This window comes from Pseudomonas sp. R28(2017), from assembly GCF_002112505.1.
GTDB lineage: Bacteria > Pseudomonadota > Gammaproteobacteria > Pseudomonadales > Pseudomonadaceae > Aquipseudomonas.
Window position 1 is genome coordinate 57,287 of record NZ_NEHW01000007.1, and the last position, 25,256, is coordinate 82,542.

22 protein-coding genes and 1 tRNA gene are annotated in these 25,256 nt (G+C 62.8%); 15 read left to right on the forward strand and 8 right to left on the reverse strand.

Features of this window, described 5'->3' with window-relative positions; genetic code table 11:
* From CAF78_RS13885 to CAF78_RS13950, 14 genes are all read left to right on the forward strand, one after another.
* Nucleotides 1-77: transfer RNA gene (locus CAF78_RS13885), tRNA-Ile, on the forward strand.
* 52 nt (nucleotides 78-129) lie between these two features.
* Complete coding sequence (locus CAF78_RS13890; protein ID WP_139831406.1) at nucleotides 130-735, forward strand: YniB family protein; 606 nt, start codon at nucleotides 130-132, stop codon at nucleotides 733-735.
* 603 nt (nucleotides 736-1,338) lie between these two features.
* A complete protein-coding gene (locus CAF78_RS13895) occupies nucleotides 1,339-1,800 on the forward strand; it encodes an Lrp/AsnC family transcriptional regulator (RefSeq protein WP_085676246.1) in 462 nt (153 codons plus the stop codon).
* Between the two features lie 168 nt (nucleotides 1,801-1,968).
* Nucleotides 1,969-2,331: a toxin gene (locus CAF78_RS13900; protein WP_085676247.1), complete on the forward strand. Its 363-nt coding sequence runs from the start codon at nucleotides 1,969-1,971 to the stop codon at nucleotides 2,329-2,331.
* Nucleotides 2,309-2,623, forward strand: coding sequence for a DNA-binding transcriptional regulator (locus CAF78_RS13905; RefSeq protein WP_085676248.1), 315 nt, complete (start codon nucleotides 2,309-2,311; stop codon nucleotides 2,621-2,623). Before CAF78_RS13900 ends, CAF78_RS13905 begins: the two co-directional genes overlap by 23 nt.
* A 162-nt stretch (nucleotides 2,624-2,785) precedes the next feature.
* Nucleotides 2,786-4,468: an NAD(P)/FAD-dependent oxidoreductase gene (locus CAF78_RS13910; RefSeq protein WP_085676249.1), complete on the forward strand. Its 1,683-nt coding sequence runs from the start codon at nucleotides 2,786-2,788 to the stop codon at nucleotides 4,466-4,468.
* 15 nt (nucleotides 4,469-4,483) lie between these two features.
* On the forward strand, nucleotides 4,484-5,278 hold the full coding sequence (locus CAF78_RS13915; protein WP_085676250.1) for a carbon-nitrogen hydrolase family protein: 795 nt from the start codon (nucleotides 4,484-4,486) through the stop codon (nucleotides 5,276-5,278).
* A 149-nt stretch (nucleotides 5,279-5,427) separates the two neighbouring features.
* Entirely contained in the window at nucleotides 5,428-7,707 is a 2,280-nt protein-coding gene (gene pqqF, locus CAF78_RS13920) for a pyrroloquinoline quinone biosynthesis protein PqqF (RefSeq protein WP_085676251.1), read from the forward strand.
* A gap of 169 nt (nucleotides 7,708-7,876) precedes the next feature.
* Complete coding sequence (pqqA, locus tag CAF78_RS13925; protein ID WP_003243383.1) at nucleotides 7,877-7,948, forward strand: pyrroloquinoline quinone precursor peptide PqqA; 72 nt, start codon at nucleotides 7,877-7,879, stop codon at nucleotides 7,946-7,948.
* Between the two features lie 80 nt (nucleotides 7,949-8,028).
* Nucleotides 8,029-8,940, forward strand: coding sequence for a pyrroloquinoline quinone biosynthesis protein PqqB (pqqB, locus tag CAF78_RS13930; protein ID WP_085676252.1), 912 nt, complete (start codon nucleotides 8,029-8,031; stop codon nucleotides 8,938-8,940).
* 27 nt (nucleotides 8,941-8,967) lie between these two features.
* Nucleotides 8,968-9,705 (forward strand): pyrroloquinoline-quinone synthase PqqC, encoded by a 738-nt coding sequence (pqqC, locus tag CAF78_RS13935; protein WP_176247323.1) that lies wholly within the window; start codon nucleotides 8,968-8,970, stop codon nucleotides 9,703-9,705.
* On the forward strand, nucleotides 9,702-9,977 hold the full coding sequence (gene pqqD, locus CAF78_RS13940) for a pyrroloquinoline quinone biosynthesis peptide chaperone PqqD (RefSeq protein WP_085676254.1): 276 nt from the start codon (nucleotides 9,702-9,704) through the stop codon (nucleotides 9,975-9,977). Before pqqC ends, pqqD begins: the two co-directional genes overlap by 4 nt.
* On the forward strand, nucleotides 9,949-11,097 hold the full coding sequence (pqqE, locus tag CAF78_RS13945; protein WP_085676255.1) for a pyrroloquinoline quinone biosynthesis protein PqqE: 1,149 nt from the start codon (nucleotides 9,949-9,951) through the stop codon (nucleotides 11,095-11,097). Before pqqD ends, pqqE begins: the two co-directional genes overlap by 29 nt.
* Complete coding sequence (locus tag CAF78_RS13950) at nucleotides 11,063-12,886, forward strand: S9 family peptidase (protein ID WP_085676256.1); 1,824 nt, start codon at nucleotides 11,063-11,065, stop codon at nucleotides 12,884-12,886. Before pqqE ends, CAF78_RS13950 begins: the two co-directional genes overlap by 35 nt.
* A 34-nt stretch (nucleotides 12,887-12,920) precedes the next feature.
* On the opposite strand, the gene CAF78_RS13955 is transcribed toward CAF78_RS13950, so the two are convergent.
* Both CAF78_RS13955 and CAF78_RS13960 read right to left on the reverse strand, forming a co-directional pair.
* Nucleotides 12,921-13,079 carry a YqaE/Pmp3 family membrane protein gene (locus CAF78_RS13955; RefSeq protein ID WP_009681539.1) on the reverse strand — a complete coding sequence of 53 codons (159 nt, stop codon included), beginning with the start codon at nucleotides 13,077-13,079 and terminating at the stop codon, nucleotides 12,921-12,923.
* Between the two features lie 140 nt (nucleotides 13,080-13,219).
* Complete coding sequence (locus tag CAF78_RS13960; protein ID WP_085676257.1) at nucleotides 13,220-14,500, reverse strand: aspartate aminotransferase family protein; 1,281 nt, start codon at nucleotides 14,498-14,500, stop codon at nucleotides 13,220-13,222.
* 212 nt (nucleotides 14,501-14,712) lie between these two features.
* On the opposite strand from CAF78_RS13960, the gene CAF78_RS13965 reads away from it, so the two are divergent.
* Nucleotides 14,713-15,636, forward strand: coding sequence for a LysR family transcriptional regulator (locus CAF78_RS13965; RefSeq protein ID WP_085676258.1), 924 nt, complete (start codon nucleotides 14,713-14,715; stop codon nucleotides 15,634-15,636).
* 239 nt (nucleotides 15,637-15,875) lie between these two features.
* On the opposite strand, the gene CAF78_RS13970 is transcribed toward CAF78_RS13965, so the two are convergent.
* The 6 genes from CAF78_RS13970 to bioD form a co-directional block, all read right to left on the reverse strand.
* Nucleotides 15,876-17,654: an acyl-CoA dehydrogenase C-terminal domain-containing protein gene (locus CAF78_RS13970; protein ID WP_085676259.1), complete on the reverse strand. Its 1,779-nt coding sequence runs from the start codon at nucleotides 17,652-17,654 to the stop codon at nucleotides 15,876-15,878.
* Between the two features lie 146 nt (nucleotides 17,655-17,800).
* Entirely contained in the window at nucleotides 17,801-19,084 is a 1,284-nt protein-coding gene (locus CAF78_RS13975; RefSeq protein WP_085676260.1) for a diguanylate cyclase, read from the reverse strand.
* 290 nt (nucleotides 19,085-19,374) lie between these two features.
* Complete coding sequence (locus CAF78_RS13980; protein WP_256573914.1) at nucleotides 19,375-21,513, reverse strand: cytochrome-c peroxidase; 2,139 nt, start codon at nucleotides 21,511-21,513, stop codon at nucleotides 19,375-19,377.
* A gap of 524 nt (nucleotides 21,514-22,037) precedes the next feature.
* On the reverse strand, nucleotides 22,038-23,843 hold the full coding sequence (locus CAF78_RS13985) for a phenylacyl-CoA dehydrogenase (protein WP_085676261.1): 1,806 nt from the start codon (nucleotides 23,841-23,843) through the stop codon (nucleotides 22,038-22,040).
* A gap of 302 nt (nucleotides 23,844-24,145) precedes the next feature.
* The gene (locus CAF78_RS13990) at nucleotides 24,146-24,442 is read right to left on the reverse strand and encodes a hypothetical protein (protein WP_060512164.1); all 297 of its coding nucleotides are present in this window, start codon (nucleotides 24,440-24,442) and stop codon (nucleotides 24,146-24,148) included.
* A gap of 124 nt (nucleotides 24,443-24,566) precedes the next feature.
* Nucleotides 24,567-25,247, reverse strand: a complete 681-nt coding sequence (bioD, locus tag CAF78_RS13995; RefSeq protein WP_085676262.1) for a dethiobiotin synthase — start codon at nucleotides 25,245-25,247, stop codon at nucleotides 24,567-24,569.
* Between the last annotated feature and the right edge of the window lie 9 nt (nucleotides 25,248-25,256).

The window sequence follows — 25,256 nt, forward strand, 5'->3', positions numbered from 1 at the left end:
GGGCCTATAGCTCAGTCGGTTAGAGCAGAGGACTCATAATCCTTTGGTCCACGGTTCGAGTCCGTGTGGGCCCACCACCTTCAAAGCCGCGCACTGCGCGGCTTTTTTGCATGCGATGACGCTGCGCACATGGACACTGACCCGTTGAATGGAAAGTCAACCGATATGACCGTTTCAGAAGCAATTCGCAAAGCAACCCGCATGAAGCGCTTAGGCTGGGCACTGATGATCGTCACAGCCCTGCAATTCGCGATGTTCACCGTGCTATTCGCCTACCAGTTTGGCGAACATTTGAGCAGGCTAATCCCGCAATTGGGGTACGCCCTTCAAGATATTTGCAATTTGACTTATCAAAAAACCTCCTTTCTTCTGCCTCTTTGGAAAATCACACCTCTTATCGATATCTACCGGCCGTTGAGTGTCGACACCTTATTTCTGTTCGGCATCGTGGTAGTCTTTATAACGGGCGTATATATACGCGACTGCGGCAGGCAACTCGCCGCTGATGTTGCGACAATCAGGAAGAAAGCGCGCGACGAACTCTGGCTTCGCTCCATGCTCCCTCAAGACCAGTCTACCGTGATCAACCAGCCGGCAAACGTCCTGGTTTTGAGCTTACCCATGCCACCAGGGGAGGTAAAAAGCTGGTGGGAACGCCCGATGGGCCTTCTACTCATGGGGCTAACCACTACCTATATCGGCGCGCTCATAACTAAACTCACTGGCCTTACATAATTACCTGAATTAGGCTTAGTTCAGAACGATGGCGCATTAGCATTCAAAGCAGTGCTCGATAAGTGTCCGATTAACTCCATTGATCAGAAACGCTAAGCCTTGAAGAAGTTTCTCTACCTCTGCAGCATGCTACGGTCTCGGCCCATACCCTCGATTTCCAGCAAACTGATGCGCGTTTTCAACACATGAACTGTCTCTGTTCCAGTGACACCTTCGCTGGTTCAGTTACACCACTTTCTGGGACACGATATAAGTCGAACAAGGTCAACACCGACCTCATGCCGGGCTGATGTACCTCTAAAACAGGTACGCTAGCGGTACAGCACGAAGGTCCTCACTTGTACCGCTCGCTAACGTACTGATTTCGCTCAGCTTTCACGTACAGTACCGTTTTCTCGCGCAACCCAATGAAACCTAGCGCAACGGTGTCATTGGCGAACTCATAATCCTTTGGTCCACGGTTCGAGTCCGTGTGGGCCCACCAGACATGAAAAAGCCGCGCATCAGCGGGGCTTTTTTGTGCCCGATGGCTTGAAAAACCTTAGGGCTTGCCCTGCTCGTCTTCAGCTGGCTAGGCTAACGGCCCCACTGTAGAGACTCACCATGTCGGACGCCCGCCCCATCACCCTTGACGAAATCGACCGTCAACTGCTCGCCCTGCTGCAGATCAACGCCCGCGAAAGCGTCGCCACCCTCGCCCGCCAGCTGGGCATCGCCCGCACCACGGTCAACTCACGCCTGGAGCGGCTGGAGAAGAACAAAGTCATCACCGGCTATGGCGTACGCCTTGGCCAGCGCCTGATTGGCGGTGGGCTGCAGGCTTATGTCGGGATCAAGGTGCAGCCACGCTCCGGCAAGGAAGTGGTACGGCGCCTGAGTGCCATGGGGCAGGTACAGCAGCTGTGCGCGGTGAGTGGCGAGTTCGATTACGTCGCCTGGCTGCACAGCGATTCGCCGGAGCAACTCGACCAGCTGCTGGACCAGATTGGCAGTGTCGAGGGGGTGGAAAAGACCACCACGTCCATCATCCTCAGCAGCAAGGTCGATCGCGGGCAGCCGGTCTGAATCGGCAACCATCCGAGATTTCGCGGGATAATTCCGATCTTTCCTGCGGGCGTTACAAGCTGCAATTCAATGGCGCCCCCGCAACGCGCCGAGGTGTATAGGCTGGAAAAAAGGCCGATTGACGAGCCCTTTCAATCCATCCAGACTATACGCAGATAACGTACAATCATGGACGCTGTTTTTGTTGAATTGCCACCTTTCGAACGCTACCGCGCCGAGTTGCTCAGCGAAGAGCAGTTTCGCTGCCTACAGCAGATCTTGTTGAGTTGCCCACATGCAGGCGATGTCATCAGAGGAACCGGAGGGCTGAGAAAAATGCGCTTTTCTGACCCCCTTCGACACAAGGGCAAACGAGGTGGCATCCGCGTCATTTACTACTACTGGTTATCGGGCATGCAGTTCTGGTTGTTCACCCTCTACGGGAAAGACATGCAGGATGATCTGACAGATCAACAACGTAAGACCCTGAGAACGTTGCTAGAACGCGAATGCCTAATGAGGACACACCATGCCCCGCAACCTCTTCACTGAGCTCAGCGAAGGCTTCGATGCCCTGGCCGAGGAGCGAGCAGGAAAGAAGACCCTGCGCTCGCACAAGGTCACCTTCGAGGAACTCGCACCACTGGCTCCCCATGAGCTGCTTGAATTGCGCGAGCAGCTGAACATGTCCAGAGCGCTCTTCGCGAACTATCTGCGGACTAATGCGCGGACCCTGGAAAACTGGGAGCAAGGCCGCTCAAAACCCAATGCCCAGGCCGTCGCCTTGATCCGCTTGGTACAAAAGTACCCGGAAACGGTGAGGCACCTTGCCACTCTCAACTAATACGTCTAAATCAATGTAACTATCGTTAAAATGACGACTTCATCTACATTACGACACTAATTTGTATCTTAATTACGAACACCCCGCTTCATAAAATGACCTACAGCCATCTCCTATACTCAGGCTCCGTCCCTCGCGCAGCCGCTCTGGCAAGGTCAATTCATGAACAAGAAAAACCGCCACCCCGCCGACGGCAAACAGCCCATCACCATCTTCGGCCCGGATTTCCCCTTCGCCTTCGACGACTGGCTGGAACACCCCGCCGGCCTGGGCAGCATCCCGGCCGAGCGCCATGGTGAGGAAGTCGCCATCGTTGGCGCCGGCATCGCCGGGCTGGTCGCGGCCTACGAACTGATGAAGCTGGGCCTCAAGCCCGTGGTGTACGAGGCCTCGAAACTCGGCGGACGGTTGCGTTCGCAGGCTTTCAACGGCACCGATGGCATCATCGCCGAGCTCGGCGGCATGCGTTTTCCGGTGTCCTCCACCGCCTTCTACCATTACGTCGACAAGCTGGGCCTGGAAACCAAACCCTTCCCCAACCCGCTGACCTCTGCCTCGGGCAGCACGGTGATCGACCTCGAAGGCCAGACCTACTACGCCGAAAAGGCCAGTGACCTGCCCAAGCTGTTCCATGAAGTGGCCGACGCCTGGGCCGATGCGCTGGAAAGCGGCGCACAGTTCGCCGACATCCAGCAGGCGATCCGTGACCGTGACGTACCTCGGCTGAAAGCACTGTGGAACAAGCTGGTACCCCTGTGGGACGACCGCACCTTCTACGACTTCGTCGCTACCTCGCGCTCGTTCGCCCAGTTGAGCTTCCAGCACCGCGAAGTGTTCGGCCAGGTTGGTTTCGGCACCGGCGGCTGGGACTCGGACTTCCCCAACTCGATGCTGGAAATCTTCCGCGTGGTGATGACCAACTGCGACGACCACCAGCACCTGATCGTCGGCGGCGTCGAGCAAGTCCCTCAAGGCATCTGGCGCCATGTGCCGGAGCGCTGTGCCCATTGGCCGGAAGGCACCAGCCTCAGTTCGCTGCATGGCGGCGCGCCGCGCACCGGGGTCAAACGCATTGCGCGTGCCGCGGACGGGCGCCTGGCAGTCACCGACAACTGGGGTGACACCCGCCATTACGGCGCGGTGCTCGCCACCTGCCAGAGCTGGCTGCTGACCACCCAGATCGACTGCGAGGAATCGCTGTTCTCGCAAAAGATGTGGATGGCCCTGGACCGCACCCGCTACATGCAATCGTCGAAAACCTTCGTCATGGTCGACCGGCCGTTCTGGAAGGACAAGGACCCGCAGACCGGCCGCGACCTGATGAGCATGACCCTCACCGATCGCCTCACCCGCGGTACCTACCTGTTCGACAACGGTGACGATAAACCAGGGGTGATCTGCCTGTCCTACGCCTGGATGAGCGACGCCCTGAAGATGCTGCCGCATCCGGTGGAAAAGCGCGTGCAGCTGGCCCTCGATGCCTTGAAGAAAATCTACCCCAGGACCGACATCGCCGGGCATATCATCGGCGACCCGATCACCATTTCCTGGGAAGCCGACCCGCACTTCCTCGGCGCTTTCAAGGGCGCGCTGCCGGGCCACTACCGCTACAACCAGCGCATGTATGCGCACTTCATGCAGCAGGACATGCCTGCCGAGCAACGCGGCATGTTCATCGCCGGCGACGACGTGTCGTGGACCCCGGCCTGGGTCGAAGGCGCGGTGCAGACGTCGCTGAATGCGGTGTGGGGTATCATGAACCACTTCGGTGGCCGCACTCACGCGGACAACCCAGGCCCGGGCGATGTGTTCGACGAGATCGGCCCCATCGCCCTGGCTGACTGAAACCAAGGAGGCAGCATGCGCATCGCTCTGTTCCAGGGCGCACCCAACCCGCTGGACGTGCCCGGCAACCTGCAACGGCTGCGCCACCAGGCGCAACGGGCGGCCGAGGGTGGCGCGCAATTGCTGGTGTGCCCGGAGATGTTCCTGAGCGGCTACAACATCGGCCTGGCCCAGGTCGAACGGCTGGCCGAAGCCGACGATGGCCCTTCGGCCATGGCGGTGGTGGAGATCGCCCAGGCGCATCGCATCGCCATCGTCTACGGCTACCCGGAGCGCGCCGATGACGGCGCGATCTACAACAGCGTGCAGTTGATCGACGCCCATGGCCGCAGCCTGTGCAATTACCGCAAGACTCACCTGTTCGGCGAGCTGGACCGGGCGATGTTCAGCGCCGGTGCCGACCATTTTCCGGTGGTCGAGCTGGAGGGCTGGAAGGTCGGCATGCTGATCTGCTACGACATCGAGTTCCCGGAGAACGCCCGGCGCCTCGCGCTGGCCGGCGCCGAGCTGATCCTGGTGCCGACGGCGAACATGACGCCTTACGATTTCGTATGCCAGGTGACCGTGCGCTCGCGGGCGCAGGAGAACCAGTGCTACCTGGTGTATGCCAACTATTGTGGGGCCGAGGACGAGATCCAGTACTGCGGGCAGAGCAGCATCATCGGGCCCGACGGCAGCCTGCTGGCCATGGCCGGGCGCGATGAGTGCCAGTTGCTGGCAGAGGTTGAGCATGAACGGGTGGTACGGGGGCGTGAGGCGTTCCCTTATCTGACCGATCTGCGTCGGGAGCTGCATCACCTCAAGGACTAACCGGGGGCTGCTTTGCAGCCCATTCGCGGGCAAGCCCGCTCCCACAGGGTTTTGACAGGCCTTGGGCCCTGTAGCAGCGGGCTTGCCCGCGAAGAGGCCGGGCCTGCTGTTGCAAATGGGTTAGCATGAACTCCTGCCCCGGAGTTTCCATGCCTGACGCCACCCGCCACCTCACACTCGCCAACGGCCTGCAGCTGACCCTGCGCCACGCCCCGCGCCTGAAGCGCTCGGCTGCAGCCCTGCGCGTACACGCGGGTAGCCACGATGCGCCGCGCCAGTGGCCGGGCCTGGCCCACTTCCTCGAACACCTGTTTTTCCTCGGCAGCACGCGCTTCCCACTGGAAGACGGCCTGATGCGCTACGTCCAGGCCTTGGGCGGCCAGGTCAACGCCAGCACAGGCGAGCGCACCACCGATTTCTTCTTCGAGGTTCCACCCGCCGCATTGGCCGGTGGCCTGGAGCGCCTGTGCCAGATGCTGGCCGAACCGGACCTGGGCATCGAGCGACAGCACCGTGAACGGGAAGTCATCCACGCCGAGTTCATCGCCTGGTCGCGTAACCCGCAAGCACAGCAGCAGTTCGCCTTGCTGCAATCGGTGGCCGGCGGCCATCCGCTAAGCGGTTTTCATGCAGGCAACCGCCATACCCTCGCTTTGCACAATGTTGCCTTTCAGCAAGCGCTCACGGGCTTCCACCAGTGCTTCTACCAGGGTGGCCAGATCACCTTGAGTCTCTGCGGCCCGCAGCCGCTGGATGAACTGGAGCAACTCGGCAGGCAATACACTGGCCTCTTCGCAACGGGCGCTCTTGCGCCACAAGCCGTGCCACCCGCCTTGGCCGCCAACCAGTCGCTGCTGTTCGCCCACGAGGGCCTGCCCGCAGGTGCAGAACAGGCGCTGGAGCTGCTGATGGCCAACCTCGCTGACAACCGCCCCGGCAGTTGGCTGGATGCACTGGAGCGACGAGGCTGGCTCAAAGGGTTCAAGGTTGAAAAGTTGTATGCCTTCGCCGGTCAATTGCTCTGGCACATCGACCTGAAACTTGGCGCGCAAGCCGGCACCGATGAGGCACTGAAGCTGCTGCACGGCTGGTTCGACTTCATCCGTCATGCCGCCCCCACCCCACTCAACAGCGCGTTCAATCTTTTGCAACAACGCCGCGAACGCAGTGCCAGCGCGCTGGAGCTGGCCCGCCGCGACAGCGCCGGGCAGCCGTTTGCAGCGCTGGATAAACAGGCGCTGGCGGCGCTTGAAGCGCTGCTGGCACAGCTGCCGTGCCGCGCCTATGGGCAATGGCAACTGCCTGCAGCCGAGCCTTTGCTGCTCGAAGAACTACCCTCGTCTCGAACCGCAGCGCTGCCACCTGCGCTCAGCATCAGCAACCTGCTTCCTCCAGCCAGGCAATACGCGGCACTTTATCTGCGCTGGCAGGTGCCATCGGCAATGCACCAGCAGCTTCATGGCTTGCTTGAACGCGCCTTGCACCCCCTGCAAGTGCGTTGCGAGCAGGCCTGCGTGCAACTGCAGTTCAGTGCAACAGGCGAGTACTGGCAGTTACGCTGCGCTGGCCACCCAGCAGCTGTGATACGCGCCACAGGCCAAGCCCTGGCGCTGTTGCGGGCGCCCTCCCGCTGGCAGCCAGCGCCACCTGAGGCGCTCAATCTGATACCGATCAGGGCATTGATCAATCAACTGCCTGATGCAGTGCTCGGCACTCGCCCCGAAGCAACGCCGCCCAGCACGTTCGACCAGGCGCTGCTCGACGATGCCTGGCAACACAGCCACTGGCAGGGGCTGGCCGCAGGCTTCGATAGCGGCGCCGCGCAGGCGCTCGGTGCAGTACTGCAGCACTGCCCAGGGCAAGGTGCAGCGCCCATGCCAGCCGCACTCTGGACTGGCCACCGCTGGCAGCATGCCAAGGTGGCGGGCAGTGAACATGCCCTGCTGCTGTTCTGCCCTCTGCCCGCCGATCGGCAAGCCAGCGGGCGCCTGCTGGCGCAACTGCTGCAAGGCCCGGTGTATCAACGCCTGCGGGTCGAACTGCAACTCGGCTACGCGGTGTTCAGTACCTTCCGTCAGATCGAGGGCATCGGTGGCCTGCTGTTCGGCGTGCAATCGCCGCATGCCAGCCAGGCCGAAATCCTCGGCCATCTGCGGGCGCTGCTAAGCCAAGGGGTCACACTCGACACCGGCGCCCGGCAGGCACTGGCCGAGCAGTTCGACGAGCCCGCCATGACCAACGCTGAGGTCGCCGAATGGGCATGGCAGACACACCTGGCCACACAACCCGGCGACCTGCTTGCGCTGCAGCGGTCTATTCTGATGACGCAACAAGCGGATCTGGATGACCTGCTACGCGACCTGCTCGGCACCGATTGCGCCTGGCTATGCCTGGCCAACAGCGCCGCGCCAGATGCGTCCTGGCACTGATCCCGCAGGGATTGTTACGTTTGCTGCAAGGGCGCTTATCAAAGAATTAACCTTTCGGTACAAATTTTTCTTGTAAGATAACGCTATCTCAGCCAATGGAACCTCCTGCTCGAGGCGGCACCCAATTAGTAGCTGAAACACCCTCAACTCATCCGGAAGGAGAACGCCCATGTGGACCAAACCTGCATACACTGACCTGCGTATCGGCTTCGAAGTGACCATGTACTTCGCCAACCGCTAAGCCCTGCTTTGCGGCATGACGCCTCGGCCCGCCGGGGCGTTGTCGTTTTTCCGATACGGCTTTTCGCAGAAGGAGTGGCCATGTACATCCAGATTCTCGGTTCCGCCGCCGGCGGTGGCTTCCCGCAGTGGAACTGCAACTGCGTCAACTGCAAGGGCTTTCGCGACGGCAGCCTGCGCGCCACGGCTCGCACCCAGTCGTCCATCGCCCTGTCCGACGACGGTGAGCACTGGATACTGTGCAATGCCTCACCCGACATCCGCGCCCAGCTCCAGGCCTTCGCGCCAATGCAGCCGGCGCGGGCCCTACGCGACACCGGCATCAACGCCATCGTCCTGCTCGACAGCCAGATCGACCACACCACCGGCCTGCTCAGCCTGCGCGAAGGCTGCCCGCACCAGGTCTGGTGCACCGACATGGTCCACCAGGACCTGACCACCGGCTTCCCGCTGTTCAACATGCTCAGCCACTGGAACGGTGGCCTGCAGTGGAACCGCATCGAGCTCGACGGCAGTTTCGTCATCGAAGCCTGCCCCAACCTCAGGTTCACGCCGTTCCCGCTGCGCAGTGCCGCGCCACCCTACTCGCCGCACCGCTTCGACCCGCACCCCGGCGACAACCTCGGCCTGCTGGTCGAGGATACTCGCACTGGCGGCAAGTTGTTCTACGCCCCCGGCCTCGGCCAGGTCGACGCCCCGTTGCTGCAGATGATGCACGGCGCCGACTGCCTGCTGGTCGACGGCACGCTGTGGGAAGATGATGAAATGCAGCGCCGCGGTGTCGGCACCCGTACCGGCCGCGAGATGGGCCATTTGGCGCAGAACGGCCCCGGCGGCATGCTCGAAGTGCTGGACGGCTTCCCGCGCCAGCGCAAGGTGCTCATCCACATCAACAACACCAACCCGATCCTCGACGAAGACTCCCCCGAGCGCGCCGAAGTCCAGCGCCGTGGCGTCGAAGTCGCCTTCGACGGCATGAGCATCGAGCTGTAAGGAGGCCCCGTGAGCGACGTACTGCCAATGACCCCTGCCGAATTCGAGCAGGCCCTGCGCGCCAAGGGCGCCTACTACCACATCCACCACCCTTACCACGTGGCGATGTATGAAGGCCGCGCCAGCCGCGAGCAGATCCAGGGCTGGGTGGCCAACCGTTTCTACTACCAGGTCAACATCCCGATGAAGGATGCCGCGATCCTGGCCAACTGCCCGGACCGCGAAGTGCGCCGCGAGTGGATCCAGCGCCTGCTCGACCATGACGGCGCGCCCGGCGAGGACGGCGGCATCGAAGCCTGGCTGCGCCTGGGCCAGGCGGTCGGCCTCGACCCCGACCAGTTGCGTTCCCAGGAGCTGGTACTGCCCGGCGTGCGTTTTGCCGTCGACGCCTACGTCAACTTCGCCCGCCGCGCCAGCTGGCAGGAAGCGGCCAGCAGCTCGCTGACCGAGCTGTTCGCCCCGCAGATCCACCAGTCGCGCCTGGACAGCTGGCCGCAGCACTACCCGTGGATCGACCCGGCCGGCTACGAATACTTCCGCACCCGCCTGGGCCAGGCCCGGCGTGACGTCGAGCACGGCCTGGCAATCACCTTGCAGCACTACACCACCCGTGCGGGCCAGGAGCGTATGCTGGAAATCCTGCAGTTCAAGCTGGATATCCTCTGGAGCATGCTCGACGCCATGAGCATGGCCTACGAGCTGAACCGCCCGCCTTACCACACCGTCACCCAGCAACGGGTATGGCACAAGGGGATCGCCCTATGAGTTTCGACCGCAAGCAAACGCCGAACTGGCGCCCCGGCTACCGCTTCCAGTACGAGCCGGCGCAAAAAGGCCATGTGCTGCTGTACCCCGAAGGCATGATCAAGCTCAACGACAGCGCCGGCCTGATCGGCGGGCTGATCGACGGCAAGCGCGATGTGGCGGCGATCATCGCCGAACTTGAGCAGCAATTCCCAGGTGTGCCCGAAGTCGGCGACGACATCGAGCAATTCATGGAGGTGGCCCGTGCCGAACACTGGATCACCCTCGCCTGAGGTGCCAGTCGGCCTGCCGCTGTGGCTGCTGGCCGAGCTGACCTACCGCTGCCCGCTGCAGTGCCCGTACTGCTCCAACCCGCTGGACTTCGCCGCCCAGGGCCAGGAGCTGAGCACCGCGCAGTGGTTCAAGGTGATGGCCGAAGCCCGCGAGATGGGCGCCGCACAGATCGGTTTTTCCGGTGGTGAACCGCTGGTGCGCCAGGACCTTGCCGAGCTGATCGGCGAGGCCCGCCGGCTGGGCTACTACACTAACCTGATCACCTCTGGCATCGGCCTGACCGAAGCACGCATCGCCGCCTTCAAGGAGGCCGGGCTGGACCACATCCAGATCAGCTTCCAGGCCAGTGACGAGCAGGTCAACAACCTGCTGGCCGGCTCGAAGAAGGCCTTCGCGCAGAAGCTGGAGATGGCCCGCGCAGTGAAGGCCCACGGCTACCCGATGGTGCTCAACTTCGTCACCCACCGGCACAACATCGACAAGATCGACCGCATCATCGAGCTGTGCATTGCCCTGGAGGCGGACTTCGTCGAGCTTGCCACCTGCCAGTTCTACGGCTGGGCGCACCTCAACCGCCTGGGCCTGTTGCCGACCCGTGCGCAGCTTGAGCGCGCCGAGCGCATCACCAACGAGTACCGGGAGAAGCTCAAGGCCCAGGGCAGCCCCTGCAAGCTGATTTTCGTCACCCCGGACTACTACGAGGAGCGCCCCAAGGCCTGCATGAATGGCTGGGGCAGCCTGTTCCTGACCATCACCCCGGACGGCACGGCCCTGCCCTGCCACGGCGCACGGCAACTGCCGGTGCAGTTCCCCAACGTGCGCGACCATGACCTGCAGCACATCTGGTACGACTCGTTCGGCTTCAACCGCTTCCGCGGATACGACTGGATGCCCGAGCCGTGCCGTTCGTGCGACGAGAAGGAAAAGGACTTCGGCGGCTGCCGTTGCCAGGCCTTCATGCTGACCGGCGATGCCAGCAAGGCCGACCCGGTGTGCGCCAAGTCGGCCGACCATGGCATCATCCTCAAGGCCCGCGAGGAGGCGGAAACCGCCCAACTCGCCATCGACGAGATGACCTTCCGCAATGAGCGCAACTCCCGTGTCATCGTCCGCAGCTGACTTCACCGCGGCCCAGGCCGTCGCCGCCGGTACCGACTTCGCCGAACTCAAGGTCGGTGCCGAGGGGCTGTTCTGGAACGAGTTCCGCCCCGCCGATGGCGCCTGCCGTATCTGGCAGTGGCATGACCGCCAGGCGCGTTGCCTGACGCCCGACGGTTTCAGCGTGCGCAGCCGGGTATACGAATACGGTGGCGGCAGCTTCTGCCTGGGGGGTGACGGGCTGCTGTTCGTCAACGAGCAGGATCAGCAGGTCTACACCCAGCGCTTCGACGGTACTGCGCCACGCGCCCTGACCGCCGCGGGCGATTGCCGCTATGGCGATTTGCAGTGGCACGCCGGCAAGGTGCTGGCAGTCGAGGAGCGCCATGGCGAAAGCGTCGAGCATCGCCTGGTGGCACTGGGTGAAACCACCCGCGAAGTGCTCGCCGAGGGTGCCGACTTCTATGCCTCGCCCACGGTCAGCGCTGACGGTCGACGCCTGGCCTGGGTCGAGTGGGACCGGCCGGCACAACCCTGGACCGTTACCCGGCTGGTAAGCCGCAAGCGTGACGCCAACGGCGACTGGGGGCCCGCGCACTGTATCGCCGCCGAGGACGAGTCGCTGCAGCAGCCGCGCTTCGACGCCGAAGGCCGCTTGTACTGCCTGTCTGACCGTCATGGCTTCTGGCAACCCTGGGGTGAGGTGGATGGCCACTGGCAAGCGCTGCCGGCCGAGCCGGCCGACCATGCCGCTGCCCCTTGGCAACTGGGCACCAGCACGTGGCTGCCGGTCGGCCCGCAACACTACCTGGCCACCTGGTCCGAAGGCGGTATCGGGCAATTGGGCCTGTACGGTGAAAATGGCCGTACGGAACGCTTCGCCAGCGCCTACACCCGCTTCCGCAATTTGGCCATGGACGCCGAACACCTGTATGCCGTCGCGGCCTCGCCGATCAGCCCACCGGCGGTGATCGCCATTGCCCGCGCCAGCCATGAGGTCAGCGTGCTGGCCGGCGGCGCCGAAGTGTTGCCGGCAGCGCAAATCAGCCTGCCGCAGTCGATCCATTACGGCAGCGGCGACACGTTTGCCCATGGCTTTTTCTATCCGGCAACCGGCACCCAAGGCCCCTCGCCTCTGCTGGTCTTCATCCACGGTGGGCCGACCTCGGCCTGCTACCCGGTACTCGACCCACGCATCCAGTACTGGACCCAACGCGGATTCGCCGTGGCCGACCTGAACTACCGGGGCAGCACTGGTTATGGCCGGGCTTACCGGCAGGCGCTGCACCTGCGCTGGGGTGAAAGCGATGTGCAGGATGCCTGCGCCGCCGTCGCGCATCTGGCCGGGCTTGGCCTGATCGACCCCGGCAAGGCCTTTATTCGCGGTGGCAGTGCCGGTGGCTACACCACGCTGTGCGCGCTGGCTTTCCACGACGTGTTCCGCGCCGGTGCCAGCCTTTACGGGGTCAGTGATCCCGTAGCCCTGGGCCGGGCCACGCACAAGTTCGAAGGCGATTACCTGGACTGGCTGATCGGCGACCCGCAACAGGATGCCGAGCGCTACCGCCAGCGCACGCCGCTGCTGCATGCCTCACGGATCAAGGTGCCGGTGATCTTCTTCCAGGGCGAGCTGGATGCCGTGGTGGTGCCGGAGCAGACGCGTTCGATGCTGGCGGCGTTGCAGGCCAATGGCATCGAGGCCGAGGGACATTTCTACGCAGGGGAACGACACGGGTTCCGCAAGGCCGAGAATCTGGCGCATGCGTTGGAAGAAGAGTGGAAGTTCTATTGCCGAGTGCTGGAGGGCTGATGCCCTTGGGGCCGCTCTGCGGCCCCCGGCATCCTCAGCGCTTGGCGATGATATACACCGCGTGCACGATCCCTGGGATGTAGCCCAGCAGGGTCAACAGAATGTTCAGCCAGAACGCCCCGCCAAACCCCACCTGCAGAAACACGCCGAGCGGCGGCAGGATGATGGCGATGATGATGCGAATGAAGTCCATGCGGGTCTCTCCTGAAGGGGTTACATGAAAGACTAGCCGCGCCTCGCAGAGGTTCCACAGGCCAAAAAAAACGCCCCGGGCCAAATGAAACAGGCACGGGGCGATGCGCAGGAACGCCAGACGGTTCGTTGAATTCGTGGTCAGGCCGGCATCTCGCGGCGGGCCTGTTGTTGCGCATGCAGGCGGGCAAAGGCCCGCGCCAGGCGTAGAAGCATTTCATCGATGTTGCCCTTGCTCACGGTCAGTGCCGGCGAGAAGCGCACCACATCGGGCTGCGGGGCATTCAACAGCAAGCCCTCGTGCAGGGCGGCGTCGACCAGCCCCTTTGCCAGGTTTTCCTGCAACTGCAAGGCCCACAACAGGCCCTGGCCACGCACTTCGCCCTGGCCATAGCGGCCTGCCAGGCGGCTCAGGCCATCGCGCAGATGGCGACCACTGTCCTGCACCTGCTCGAAAAAGCCCGGCTCCAGCACGGTTTCCAGCACGGCCAGGCCCGCAGCGCTCATCAGCGCATTGCCGTGATGGCTGCCCTCCAGCTCGCCCGGTTCGGCGCAGCAGGCGGTCCCACGAGCCAGCAAGGCGGCCAGTGGCACACCACCACCCAGGCCCTTGCCGAGGGTAATGATGTCGGCACGCACGCCGTAGGTCTGTTCCGCCAGTAATGCCCCACAGCGGCCAATGCCTGTCTGCACCTCATCGAGAATCAGCAGGATGCCCAGTTCCCGGCAGAGCTTTGCCACGCCTTGCAGGTACTCGCGGGTCGCCGGGATCACCCCCGCCTCACCCTGGATCGGTTCGAGCATGATCGCCACGGTGCGCGAATCGACCTCGGCATGCAGCGCCCCCAGGTCGTTGAACGGCACCTTGCTGAACCCCGGCAGGCCCGGCTCGCACCGGTTGCACGGCAGCGGGTCGGAGGCCGACAGCGCGCCCAGGCTGCGGCCATGGCAGGCCTGGCTGGCGGTGATGATGTGGTAGGCGCCGTTGCGGTGCAGCTGGCCCCACTTGCGCGCCAGCTTGATCGCCCCTTCGCAGGCCTCGGCACCGCTGTTGAGCAGGTAGGCCTGGTCGCTGCCCGTGCTCTGGCACAGGCGGTTGACCAGCGCCAGCAGGCCACGGCTGTGGTAACCCGCCCCCGGGTTGATCAGCGCCTGGGCCTGGTTGCCCAGCGCCTTGACCAGTGCTGTCGGGCTGTGCCCGAGGCTGTTGACCGCGCCGCCCTGGGTGAAGTCCAGGTAGGCGTGCCCTTCGTTGTCCCACAACCAGGAGCCCTGACCACGCACGAACACCTGCGCCGCACGCTCGGTGCTCGGCATCAGGCGCTCGCGGGACAACTGCGGCGCATCCGCCACGGTCACCGGCGTACGCTTGGGTTCGGCAACCGCGGCAGGGGCCGAACGGCGCAGGTTGAACAGGTTCATCGGGGCTCCAACCAATCACGGTAAAGGGCGGCCAGGGGTCCGGTCTTGTTGCCGGCGCTGAATAATTTTGCCTTGCCTATCAAAAGTGTTTTTCAAACGCGGTAACAATGAGCGGATTGATCGCTGTAACCCGTTGGAATACGGCGATAGACTAGGCGTCGGCAGCGTTTGCGGCCATTTCGTTTTCCCAGCTTTTTCGATAAGTGTTACTTATGGATTTTCGCCAACTGCGTTATTTCGTCGCGGTGTATGAAGAAGGCCATGTCGGCCGCGCTGCCGAACGCCTGTCCCTGTCGCAACCGGCACTGTCACAACAGATTCGCCAGCTCGAGCACAGCCTCGACCTGAGCCTGTTCGAGCGCAGCAACAAGCGCCTGCTGCCGACCCTGGCGGCGCACACCCTGTACAACCATGCCCTGCCGCTGCTCGATGGCCTGCAACGGGCCCATGAAGCCATGCGCAACTTCAAGGGCCAGTCGCTGCGCACGCTGGCCATCGGCGTGCTGCAGACCGTGCGGCCAAGCCTGGTGCCGCAGTTGCTGGAGCGTGTGCGCAAGGCCCAGCCGCATCTGGTGGTGCAGATCTACGAATTGTCGGGTCTGGAGATCGAACGGCGGCTGCTCAATGGCAACCTGGACATTGGCATCAGCTACCTGCCACCGCGCCAGCCTGGGCTACACGGCTCGCTGCTGTACGAAGACGAGTTGCAGGTTGTAATCCCCAATACCCACCCCTTGAAGGACTTCAAGAAGGTTTCCATCAAGCAGGCCGCCGAGTTACCCATGCTGATGCTGGGTGAGGAATTCCAGATCCGCCAGATCTGGAAGGAACAGCTGGCCGCCCAGGGCCGCAGGCCACAGGTGCAAGCCGAGATGAACAACATGGCGGGGATTCTCGACAGCCTGGCGCACACGGCACTGGCGACCATCCTGCCGGGGCGGGCCAAGGACGCCGCCGAGGATGACCAGGGCTTGCTGTGGAAGCCGCTGAGTGAGCCGCGTGTGCCGCTCAAGGTCGGCCTGGTATTCCGTGATGCCCAGCGCCAGCAGGCGTCGGTGGAGCTGCTGCGCACGCTGCTGGAGGAAGAGGCCGACACCCGGCAGCTGGGCGCCACGCCGCTGGATGTGCTGGGCTGAAAAACACCCAGACGAAGAAAACCCCGCCGAAGCGGGGTTCTCTAGACTGTTTCCCTGTGACATCCCTATCGCCCCACCATCCTGGCAGGTAATCCTTCGTTGTCCCTGTTCTGTCCTTTGCGCTTCCTGCGCAACGTCCATGTAGAAAGATTAACTGTGGATCCAATCTGGCGCCAGTGGCGAAAAGTCACCACGTGATGTAGGAAAAGGCTTACAAGAAGTAATCTTTCGCAAACACTTCAAAACTGTTCGGCATCCAGCAGGTACAGCGACTCACTGCCCGCCTTCACCGAGGCCACCAACGAATTCACCCGCGGCAGCAAGCGCGCAAAGTAAAAGCGCGCCGTGCCCAGCTTGGCCGCATAGAACGCCTCGTCGCCCTCACCGGCCTTGGCCGCACGCGCCATCAGTGCCCACATGTAGGCATAGGCCACATAGCCAAAGGCCTGCAGGTACTCGACCGACGCGGCACCGATCTCGTTCGGATTGCCCTTGGCCTGCTCCAGTACCCATTCGGTCAGCCCGTCGAGCTGATCGAGATAGGCGCCCAGCGGCTTGGCAAACTCCTCCAGCTCGCTGCCCGCGCCGGCAATGAACTGACGAATCTCGGCAGAGAACAGCTTGTAGTACGCGCCACCGCTGGCCACCACCTTGCGCCCCATGAGGTCCAGCGCCTGGATACCGTTGGTGCCTTCGTAGATCTGGGTGATACGCACATCGCGCACCAATTGCTCCTGGCCCCATTCGCGAATGTAGCCATGGCCACCGAATACCTGCTGGCCGTGCACCGTGCACTCCAGGCCAAGGTCGGTGAGGAACGCCTTGGCCACCGGGGTCAGCAGCGCCACCAGCTCTTCGCTGCGCTTGCGCGTAGCCGGGTCTTCGCTGTACTTGGCGCTGTCGAGTTGCATCGCCACATAGGTCGAGAAGGCACGACCGCCCTCGATCAGCGCCTTCATGGTCAGCAGCATGCGCCGCACATCCGGGTGGACGATGATCGGGTCGGCGGCCTTGTCCTTGGCCTGCGGCCCGGTTGGCGCGCGGCTCTGCAGGCGATCACGGGCGTACTCCACAGCGTTCTGGTAGGAACGCTCGGCCGACGCCAGGCCCTGGATGCCTACGCCCAGGCGTTCGTAGTTCATCATGGTGAACATGGCCGCCAGGCCCTTGTTCGGTTCGCCGACGATGTAGCCGACCGCCTCGTCGAAGTTCATCACGCAGGTCGCCGACGCCTGGATGCCCATCTTGTGCTCGATCGAGCCGCAGTTGGCCGGGTTGCGCGCGCCGAGGCTGCCGTCGGCATTGACCAGGAACTTGGGCACCAGGAACAGCGAGATACCTTTGGGGCCCGCCGGGGCGTCCGGCAGCTTGGCCAGCACCAGGTGGATGATGTTCTCGGTCAGGTCATGCTCGCCGCCGGTAATGAAGATCTTGGTGCCGCTGACCTTGTAACTGCCATCGGCCTGGGGCTCGGCCTTGGTGCGGATGATGCCCAGGTCGGTACCGGCATGCGGTTCGGTCAGGCACATGGAGCCGGCCCATACGCCGGCGTACATGTTCGGCAGGTACTGTTCCTTCAGCGCTTCACTGGCGTGGGCATTGATCGACAAACAGGCGCCGGCGGTCAGCATCGGGTACAGGCCGAAGGCCAGGCTCGAAGCGTTGACCATTTCCTCGACCTGGGCTGAGATCGCCTTGGGCATGCCCATGCCACCGAATTGCGGGTCACCCCCCACGCCCACCCAACCGCCTTCGGCGTAGGTGTTGTAGGCCTCGATGAAGCCTTCAGGCGTGCGCACGGCACCGTTGTCCCAGTGGCAGCCTTCTTCGTCGGCGGCACGACTGAGCGGGGCAATGCTCTTGCTGGTGACCTTGCCGGCTTCTTCCAGCACAGCCATGGCGGTGTCCGCATCGACCGCCTCGGCCAGTTCGGGCAGTTGCGCCCACAACTCGGCCACGTTGAAGACTTCATTCAGTACGAAGCGCATGTCGCGCAGGGGCGCTTTATAGTCAGCCATGACAACCTCTCGCTGGTCGGGTCGGGGCGGCCACACGGACCGCGGCACGGGGTTGGTAAAAAAAAGCAACCCGGGGTTGAATCCAGTGTAACCGAACAACTTTTGCGAGACATAGGGTCATCACGCGACCATATAGTCAATTACGGTCACGCCATCCGCACCGCCCCGCGCTGGGATTGTTGACCATAGACCATGACGCAGTTACGTCCGGCCCCCTTGGCGCTATAGAGCGCCTGGTCGGCGGACTTGAGCACTTCTTCAGGGTTGCGATGGTCGACCAGCCGCTCGGCCACGCCGATGCTGATGGTCACCGAAACCGTGCCGCCGGCGCTGCCACTGCGGCGCTGACGCCCGGCGGAATCGTCCTGCGGGCGGCTGTTCTGGTCACGCAGGTGCATGGTGTAGTTGGCGATCATCTCGCGCACCGCTTCCACGTGCGGCACGCACTCTTCGGCGGTCTTGCCGGCGAACACCAGGGCGAATTCCTCGCCACCGTAGCGATAGGCGCGGCCACCGCCGGTGACCTTGGACAAGCGGCTGGCGACAAGGCGCAGCACCTGGTCACCGACATCGTGGCCGTGGGTGTCGTTGAATTTCTTGAAGTGGTCGACGTCGGTCATGGCGATCACATAGTTGCGCCCCAGGCGCTGCATGCGCTCGTTCAACGCGCGGCGCCCAGGCAACCCGGTCAGTTCGTCACGGAAGGCCATCTGGTAGGCCTCGTGCGATACCGCGGCGGCAATCATCAGCATCACCTGGCTGCACATGATGTTCAGGGTGAACGGCAGGATGAAGGTCTTGGGCAGCATCCAGAAGATACCGACCAGGCCGATCAGCTGCGCCGCGTGCAAAGGCCGGGGCTCGCGCAGGTATTGCACCACCAGCAGGGCGAACACCACCAGGAACACTGGGTAGACCATCTGGATCAGGCTCATCCACTGCCCATGCAGCGACGGCCAGCGGATCTCCGCCAGCCAGCTCAGCAGCGCCTCAGGGAAGCTTTGCTCCAGTGCCACCGCCACGCTGCCGACGGCGAACAGTACCGCGAAGCGGGCCAGCAGGTCCTGGGCCAGGTGGGTACGTTCCTGCCATGCGCCGAACAGGCCGTACAGCGCCGGCAGCAACAGGCACACCAGGTGGAAGATCACCGCCGCGTCCTCGCGCACGCGGCCGTTGTCGCGGTAGTAGTCGGTCTGCGTGTCGAGCAGGAAATAGGCGATGTATACCGTGACCATCAGGAACAGCTCACGCTGGCGGCGATACACGGCGCAATAGGCGCCACCCAGCAGCAGGACCAGGGTGGGAAGGACGTTGAACAGTGAGGTGAAGAAGACGCTGAGGTCTCTTACATAAGCCGCCGCAAGCCCAGCCAGCAACAGAAACAGCGAAGGCAGGAAATGGCTCGCGCGAACAGCGTTTAGACGAAACAAGGGCAATCTCCGACCCGGCAGATCAATAATAGCATTGTGCCTTTACTTCATCGGCAGCACACGTGAATAGATGAGTACCGGTGGGTTAACGGCAGCGGGAGTGGAGGGCTTGAGCATTTCTTGTAACTGGACTTTAAAATGGCGCGGTCCCTGTGGGAGCCGCGCTTGCCGGCGATGGGCCGCAAAGCGGCCCCAGCAATTCATGCAACACCTTTGAAATCGTGGGGCCGCTTTGCGGCCCTTCGCCGGCAAGCGCGGCTCCCACAAGTACAGCGCACGCCTGGAGAGCGTTACAAGTCGTTGTTGAACGGCAGCAGTGGCCCCTGCGCTGTGGAGCGGCCTGAGGCACCAACAGCGTTGAGCTGGAAGTCGGCGTCCTGTGCTTGCCGAGAGGTGATCTGCGCGCTGGGCGGTTTTTGCCCAACCGAGTTTTCATCGCCCTTCTCACCCTGTGGCAGCACCAGTGACGGGTGATCGAACGGTGCCCGTTCCCAGGCGACGCGCGGATCGGTCAAGCCGACTTCCATGAATTTGACCAGTGCATCCACTTCATCCGGGGTCAGGTTCAACGCGGTCATGTCCGGATCGAGGTTGGAGCCGTTGTGCTGATTCACGGCCGGGTGCTCGAAGCCACTGGTGTTGCTGGCGTCTTCGCCACGCCGGTCGCCGCCGCGGTTGTAGAACTCCATCACCTGCTGCAGCGTTGCCCGGCTGCCATTGTGGAAGTACGGCCCGGTCAAGGCGATGTTGCGCAGGGTCGGGGTCTTGAAGGCGCCATCGACCGAGTCGCGGAAGCCGACACTGGGCTTGAGTGTCGGGTCGCAGGGGACCGCTGCGCTCAGCGGCACCTCGAAGGTGCACACATCGACATCCAGTGGGTCAGGAATATTGCCGCCCTGCAGCTGGGTGTTGTACTGGCGGGTGAAGGACAGCGGGTTGCCCCAGGCGTCCGAGCCGCCCAGCGCCAGGTCCTCGGAGGTCGGGCGCACACCGGTGTTGTAGAAGCCGTTGTCGTACAGCGTGGTCAGGCCGTCCGCCATGACCATGCGCTCGATGCGCTCACGCGGCTGGAACAGCAGCCGGCTGCCGGCGTTGGTCAACTCCGCGCCACCGTGGCAGGCCACGCACTTGCCCTTGCCCAGGAACAGTTCCATGCCCTGCACCTGCTGCGCGTTCATGGCGGTGTGATCGCCCTGCAGATAGGCATCCAGAGGCGCCTGATCGGAGATCAGCGTGGACTCGTACATCTGGATCGCCAGCCCGAAGAACAGCGGGAAGTTCGCCTCCATCTGGGTGTAGGGCTCGCCGCCCAGCGAGACCTGCTGCGTGGCATTCCACAGGCGCGGCTGGAAGGCATTCTTGATCAGCTCGCGATAGGTCGGCCGGCGGGCACTGGAGACGGGCCCGAGTACCGAGTCGGTGGGCGAGATCTTCTGCCCCTTGAGCATCATGGTGTCGAGCATGCGCCGGCCAATGTCGGCGAAGGTACGCCCGCCACAGGACATTTCCACCGCGCTGCCGGGAGGGCCGACCGCTTGCGAGGCGGCAGAGGCATCCTTGAGGGCCAATCGCACCTTCACCGCCGCGCCACTGGCATCCTTGGTCACGAAGATCCCCGCGTCAGGGTCGCGGTTACCGAACGGCGAGAAGCCGTTGAACACGTTGTTGGCCCGGCCATCCCAGAAGTTGCGCACGTTGAAGGCCGCGTTGATCACAGACGGCGCATTGCGCCCGGTGCTGCGGCGCACGTTGATGCCGCCCACCTGGAAGATGCCGTCCGGTTGCTGGGTGCATTTGTCGAAGCGCGATTGGCGGGGTTTGACGAAGTTGGCATCGAACACACCCTGCGAGCCGATCACGTCATCGCTCGAATAGACAATCGCCGAGTTGCGGTCCAGGGGGTTGGCCAGCACATGGGTCGGGAAGTCGCCTTTTTTCAAGGTGTAGTTCGGGCCGCCCTTGCCACCGGAGCGCGTGGCGTAGCTCGGCACGTCGCCGGGAATATCGGCGGCCGTGAACGGTTTGTTGAAGATCGACGCGACGTTGGCGTTGGTATTGGCCTGGCCGGGGTTGATCTGGTTGGTGACCCGGTGATCGACCCCTGCGTGGTAATGGCAGGAAGCGCAGGCGGTGGCGCCGTCACTGCCGATCGCCATGTCCCAGAACAGGGCCTTGCCCAACAACACCACCGCCCCGCGATTGATCACATAGTCGGACATCAGGTCGACCTTGCGGCCACCCTCGGTACCGGAAGGGTCCGGCGGCGTCATGCCACGCAGCGACTGCAGGCTGGGCACATCCGGCACCACCGGCACGCTCCCGGCCGGGTCCGCAGCCCTGGCGCTGGTAAAAGAAAGGCCGGCGGCGAACGTCATCGCGATCGCACAGGCCAGGCGGGGGATTCGCACATTACTCAGATAGTCGACCATGATGGACTTCCCGACGGCGCAGATTTATCAGGCTGATCGTTCACGCAACGAGTGCGCTTAATGCCACCATAGCTGTAACAAAGTATTTCAGCATGAAACATTCAAAGGTTTTTTATACCGGTTTATTTAGACGCCAATACCGATAAATAAGGATGACCCAACTTACTCAGTTCTGGTGCAAACGCATCCCCACTAGTGGGTGGCATTCCCCAAAGTCAATTCACAAAGCGTTCACAAACACCACGCAAGCCCCGGCACAGAGGCATGCTGCGCGGCGAATGCGAACAGAAAACCTTGGCAATGTATTTGCTACGTCATACTGAACGAGAAACCAATAGTTGGAAATTTCGGAAATACAAGCCAACTAAAACTTCCAGAAACACGAATACTGCACACACCTAAAAGTTGTGCTGCGCCAGCTATTCCCAAATAAAAATATTGAAGCAAGCAGGCAAACAAAAATGACAGCCACAAAAAAACGCCGCTCACGAGGAGCGGCGTTTTTTTCAGTAGCTCACATAGGCTTAATAACCCAGCGAGAAGTCTTCTTCCTTCATGTCCATCAGGTTGTTGGCGCCCGACAGCATGGTGGCCACGTGGGTACGGGTGCGCGGCAGGATGCGCTGGAAGTAGAAGCGCGCGGTCTGCAGCTTGGCGGTGTAGAAGGCCTCTTCGCTGGTGCCGGCAGCCAGTTTCTCCGCAGCCAGGCGGGCGATGTCAGCCCAGAAGTAGGCCAGGCACGCATAACCGGAGTACATCAGGTAATCCACCGAAGCAGCGCCGACCTCTTCGCGGTCCTTCATCGCGGCCATGCCCACTTTCATGGTCAGCTCGCCCCACTCCTTGTTCAGCGCAGCCAATGGCGCGACGAACTCCTTGACCGCTTCGTTGCCTTCCTGCGCCTGGCAGAACTTGTGCACGATCTTGGTGAAGCCCTTGAGCGCTTCGCCCTGGGTCATCAGTACCTTGCGGCCGAGCAGGTCGAGTGCCTGGATGCCGGTGGTGCCTTCGTACAGCATGGAGATACGGCTGTCGCGCACGTTCTGCTCCATGCCCCACTCGGCGATGAAGCCGTGGCCGCCGTAGATCTGCACACCATGGTTGGCGGCTTCGAAGCCGACTTCGGTCATGAACGCCTTGGCGATCGGGGTCAGGAAGGCCAGCAGGGCGTCGGCCTTCTTGCGCTCTTCCTCGTCCTGGCTGTACTTGACGATGTCCACCTGCTTGGCGGTGAAGTACACCATCGCGCGGTTGCCTTCGGCGAAGGCCTTCATGGTCAGCAGCATGCGACGCACGTCCGGGTGGACGATGATCGGGTCTGCCGCTTTGTCCGGCGCTTTAGGGCCGGTCAGGGAACGCATCTGCAGGCGCTCGCGGGCATACTTCAGGCCGCCCTGGAACGCCACTTCGGCGTGGGCCAGGCCTTGCAGCGCGGTACCCAGGCGTGCGGTGTTCATGAAGGTGAACATGCAGTTCAGGCCTTTGTTGGCCGGGCCGATCAGGTAGCCGGTGGCACCGTCGAAGTTCATCACGCAGGTGGCGTTGCCGTGGATGCCCATCTTGTGCTCGATCGAGCCGCAGCTCACGCCGTTGCGCTCACCCACGCCGCCTTCGGCGTTGGGCAGGAACTTCGGCACGATGAACAGCGAGATCCCTTTGGTGCCCGCCGGAGCATCCGGCAGACGCGCCAGCACGATGTGGACGATGTTGTCGGCCATGTCGTGTTCGCCGGCCGAGATGAAGATCTTGGTGCCGGAAACCTTGTAGCTGCCATCGGCCTGGGGTTCGGCCTTGGTGCGCAGCATGCCCAGGTCGGTACCGCAATGTGGCTCGGTCAGGCACATGGTGCCCGTCCACTCGCCGGACACCAGCTTGGTCAGGTAGGTGTGCTGCTGCTCGGCGGTACCGTGCGCGGAGATGGTGTTCATGGCGCCGTGGGACAGGCCCGGGTACATGCCCCACGACCAGTTCGAACCACCGACCATTTCGCTCAGGGCCAGGCCCAGCGACTCCGGCAGGCCCTGCCCACCGTGCTCGACGTCATGCGCCAGGCTCGGCCAGCCGCCTTCCACGAACTGCTCGTAGGCTGCCTTGAAACCGGTCGGCGTCTTCACGCCCGACTCGCTCCAGGTACAGCCTTCCTGATCACCGACACGGTTCAGCGGCGACAGCACCTGCTCACAGAACTTCGCGCCTTCTTCCAGGATCGCGTCGACCATGTCGGGGGTGGCGTCCTGGCAACCCGGCAGGCTCTGATAGTGCGCCTCGTAGCCGAGCAGCTCGTCGCGGACGAAACGAATATCACGCAAGGGGGCTTTGTAATCAGGCATTGCGATGAACCTCTGTGATGAGTTCGGTAGGGGACCGCTGGTACCGACCAGCTCTTGTCGGCTTTCGGTCAAACAGTTGTTTGAAACTTACGTTTAGGACCGCCTGATGTCAAGAAGGGACTATGGTGCCATTTACGCCGCGAAAGATGGCGTTTATGCCAATCCGAGAAAAAACAATGCCCCTGTGGGAGCGGGCTTGCCCGCGAAAGGGCCAAGACAGACAACAGAGCTGCCTGATCTGACGCATTCGCGGGCAAGCCCGCTCCCACAGGGGCTGTGTGCAAGTCGGGTGAAGTGGCCGATCAGGCGTAGGTGTCGATGAACCGCCCGAGCATTTCGTCGGAAGCCTTGGCCACTTTTGCACCGAGTTCGACCTCGGTCTTGCCCAGGGCCAATTGCACGGTGCTGGTTGCCAGGTCCATCTGCTGGCTGCGGTCGACCCCACGCAGGCGCTCGGCCTGGAAGTCGCTGGACTGGCTGGTGGCGGCGCGCTCGACCGAGGCGTTGGCAATTTGCCCAGCGGCCTGATCGACACGGTTCTGGCCGTTGTAGATGGCGTTGAGGCCCGCGTAATACGCGGTGCTGCCGGTGATTTCCATGTCAGAACTCCAATGACGCTGGATATGAACAGGGCCAATTAAAGCAGGCCAGGCACGAAAAGGCCCGTTTAAATCCCTAATGGCCCCGTGCTACTTGATAGGCCACGGGCATACCTGGCAACGCTCAATCCAGCAGGTCGAGCTGCAGGTGCTCCGCCACTGCATCCGCCGTTGCCTGCTTGAGCTTCGGCACCCGCCCCAGGCAAGGCGCTGGCAAGCGCTCTGCCAGGCTGGCCAGGTTTTCTTCCAGGCGCGAAGTCCGCGGTTCGATGATGTTCGCCACCCAGCCAGCCAGCTGCAGCCCGTCCCGGGCTATCGCCTCGGCACTGAGCAAGGCATGGTTGATGCAGCCCAGCCGTACCCCGACCACCAGGATGACCGGCAGCTTGAGGGCGATAGCCAGGTCCGACAGGTTGGCGTGATTGGACAATGGCACTCGCCAACCGCCCGCACCTTCGACCAGGGTGAAGTCCGCCCCCTGGTCCAGCACATGGCGCATGGCCTTGGACAACACACCTACTTCCAGCGCAATGCCCGCCTCCCGGGCAGCCACATGCGGGGCAATGGCCGGCTCGAAGGCAAACGGGTTGACCTCTTCGTAAGCGAGCTTGACCGAGCTTTCGTCGATCAGCGCCTGGGCATCGCTGTTGCGCAGGCCTTTTGGCGTCACGGTGCAGCCCGAAGCCACCGGCTTCGCGCCCAAGGTACTCAGCCCTTGCAGCCGCGCCGCATGCAGCAGCCCGGCGGCGATGGTGGTCTTGCCGACATCGGTGTCGGTCCCGGCGATGAAATAGGCCTGGCTCATGTCGCTCCT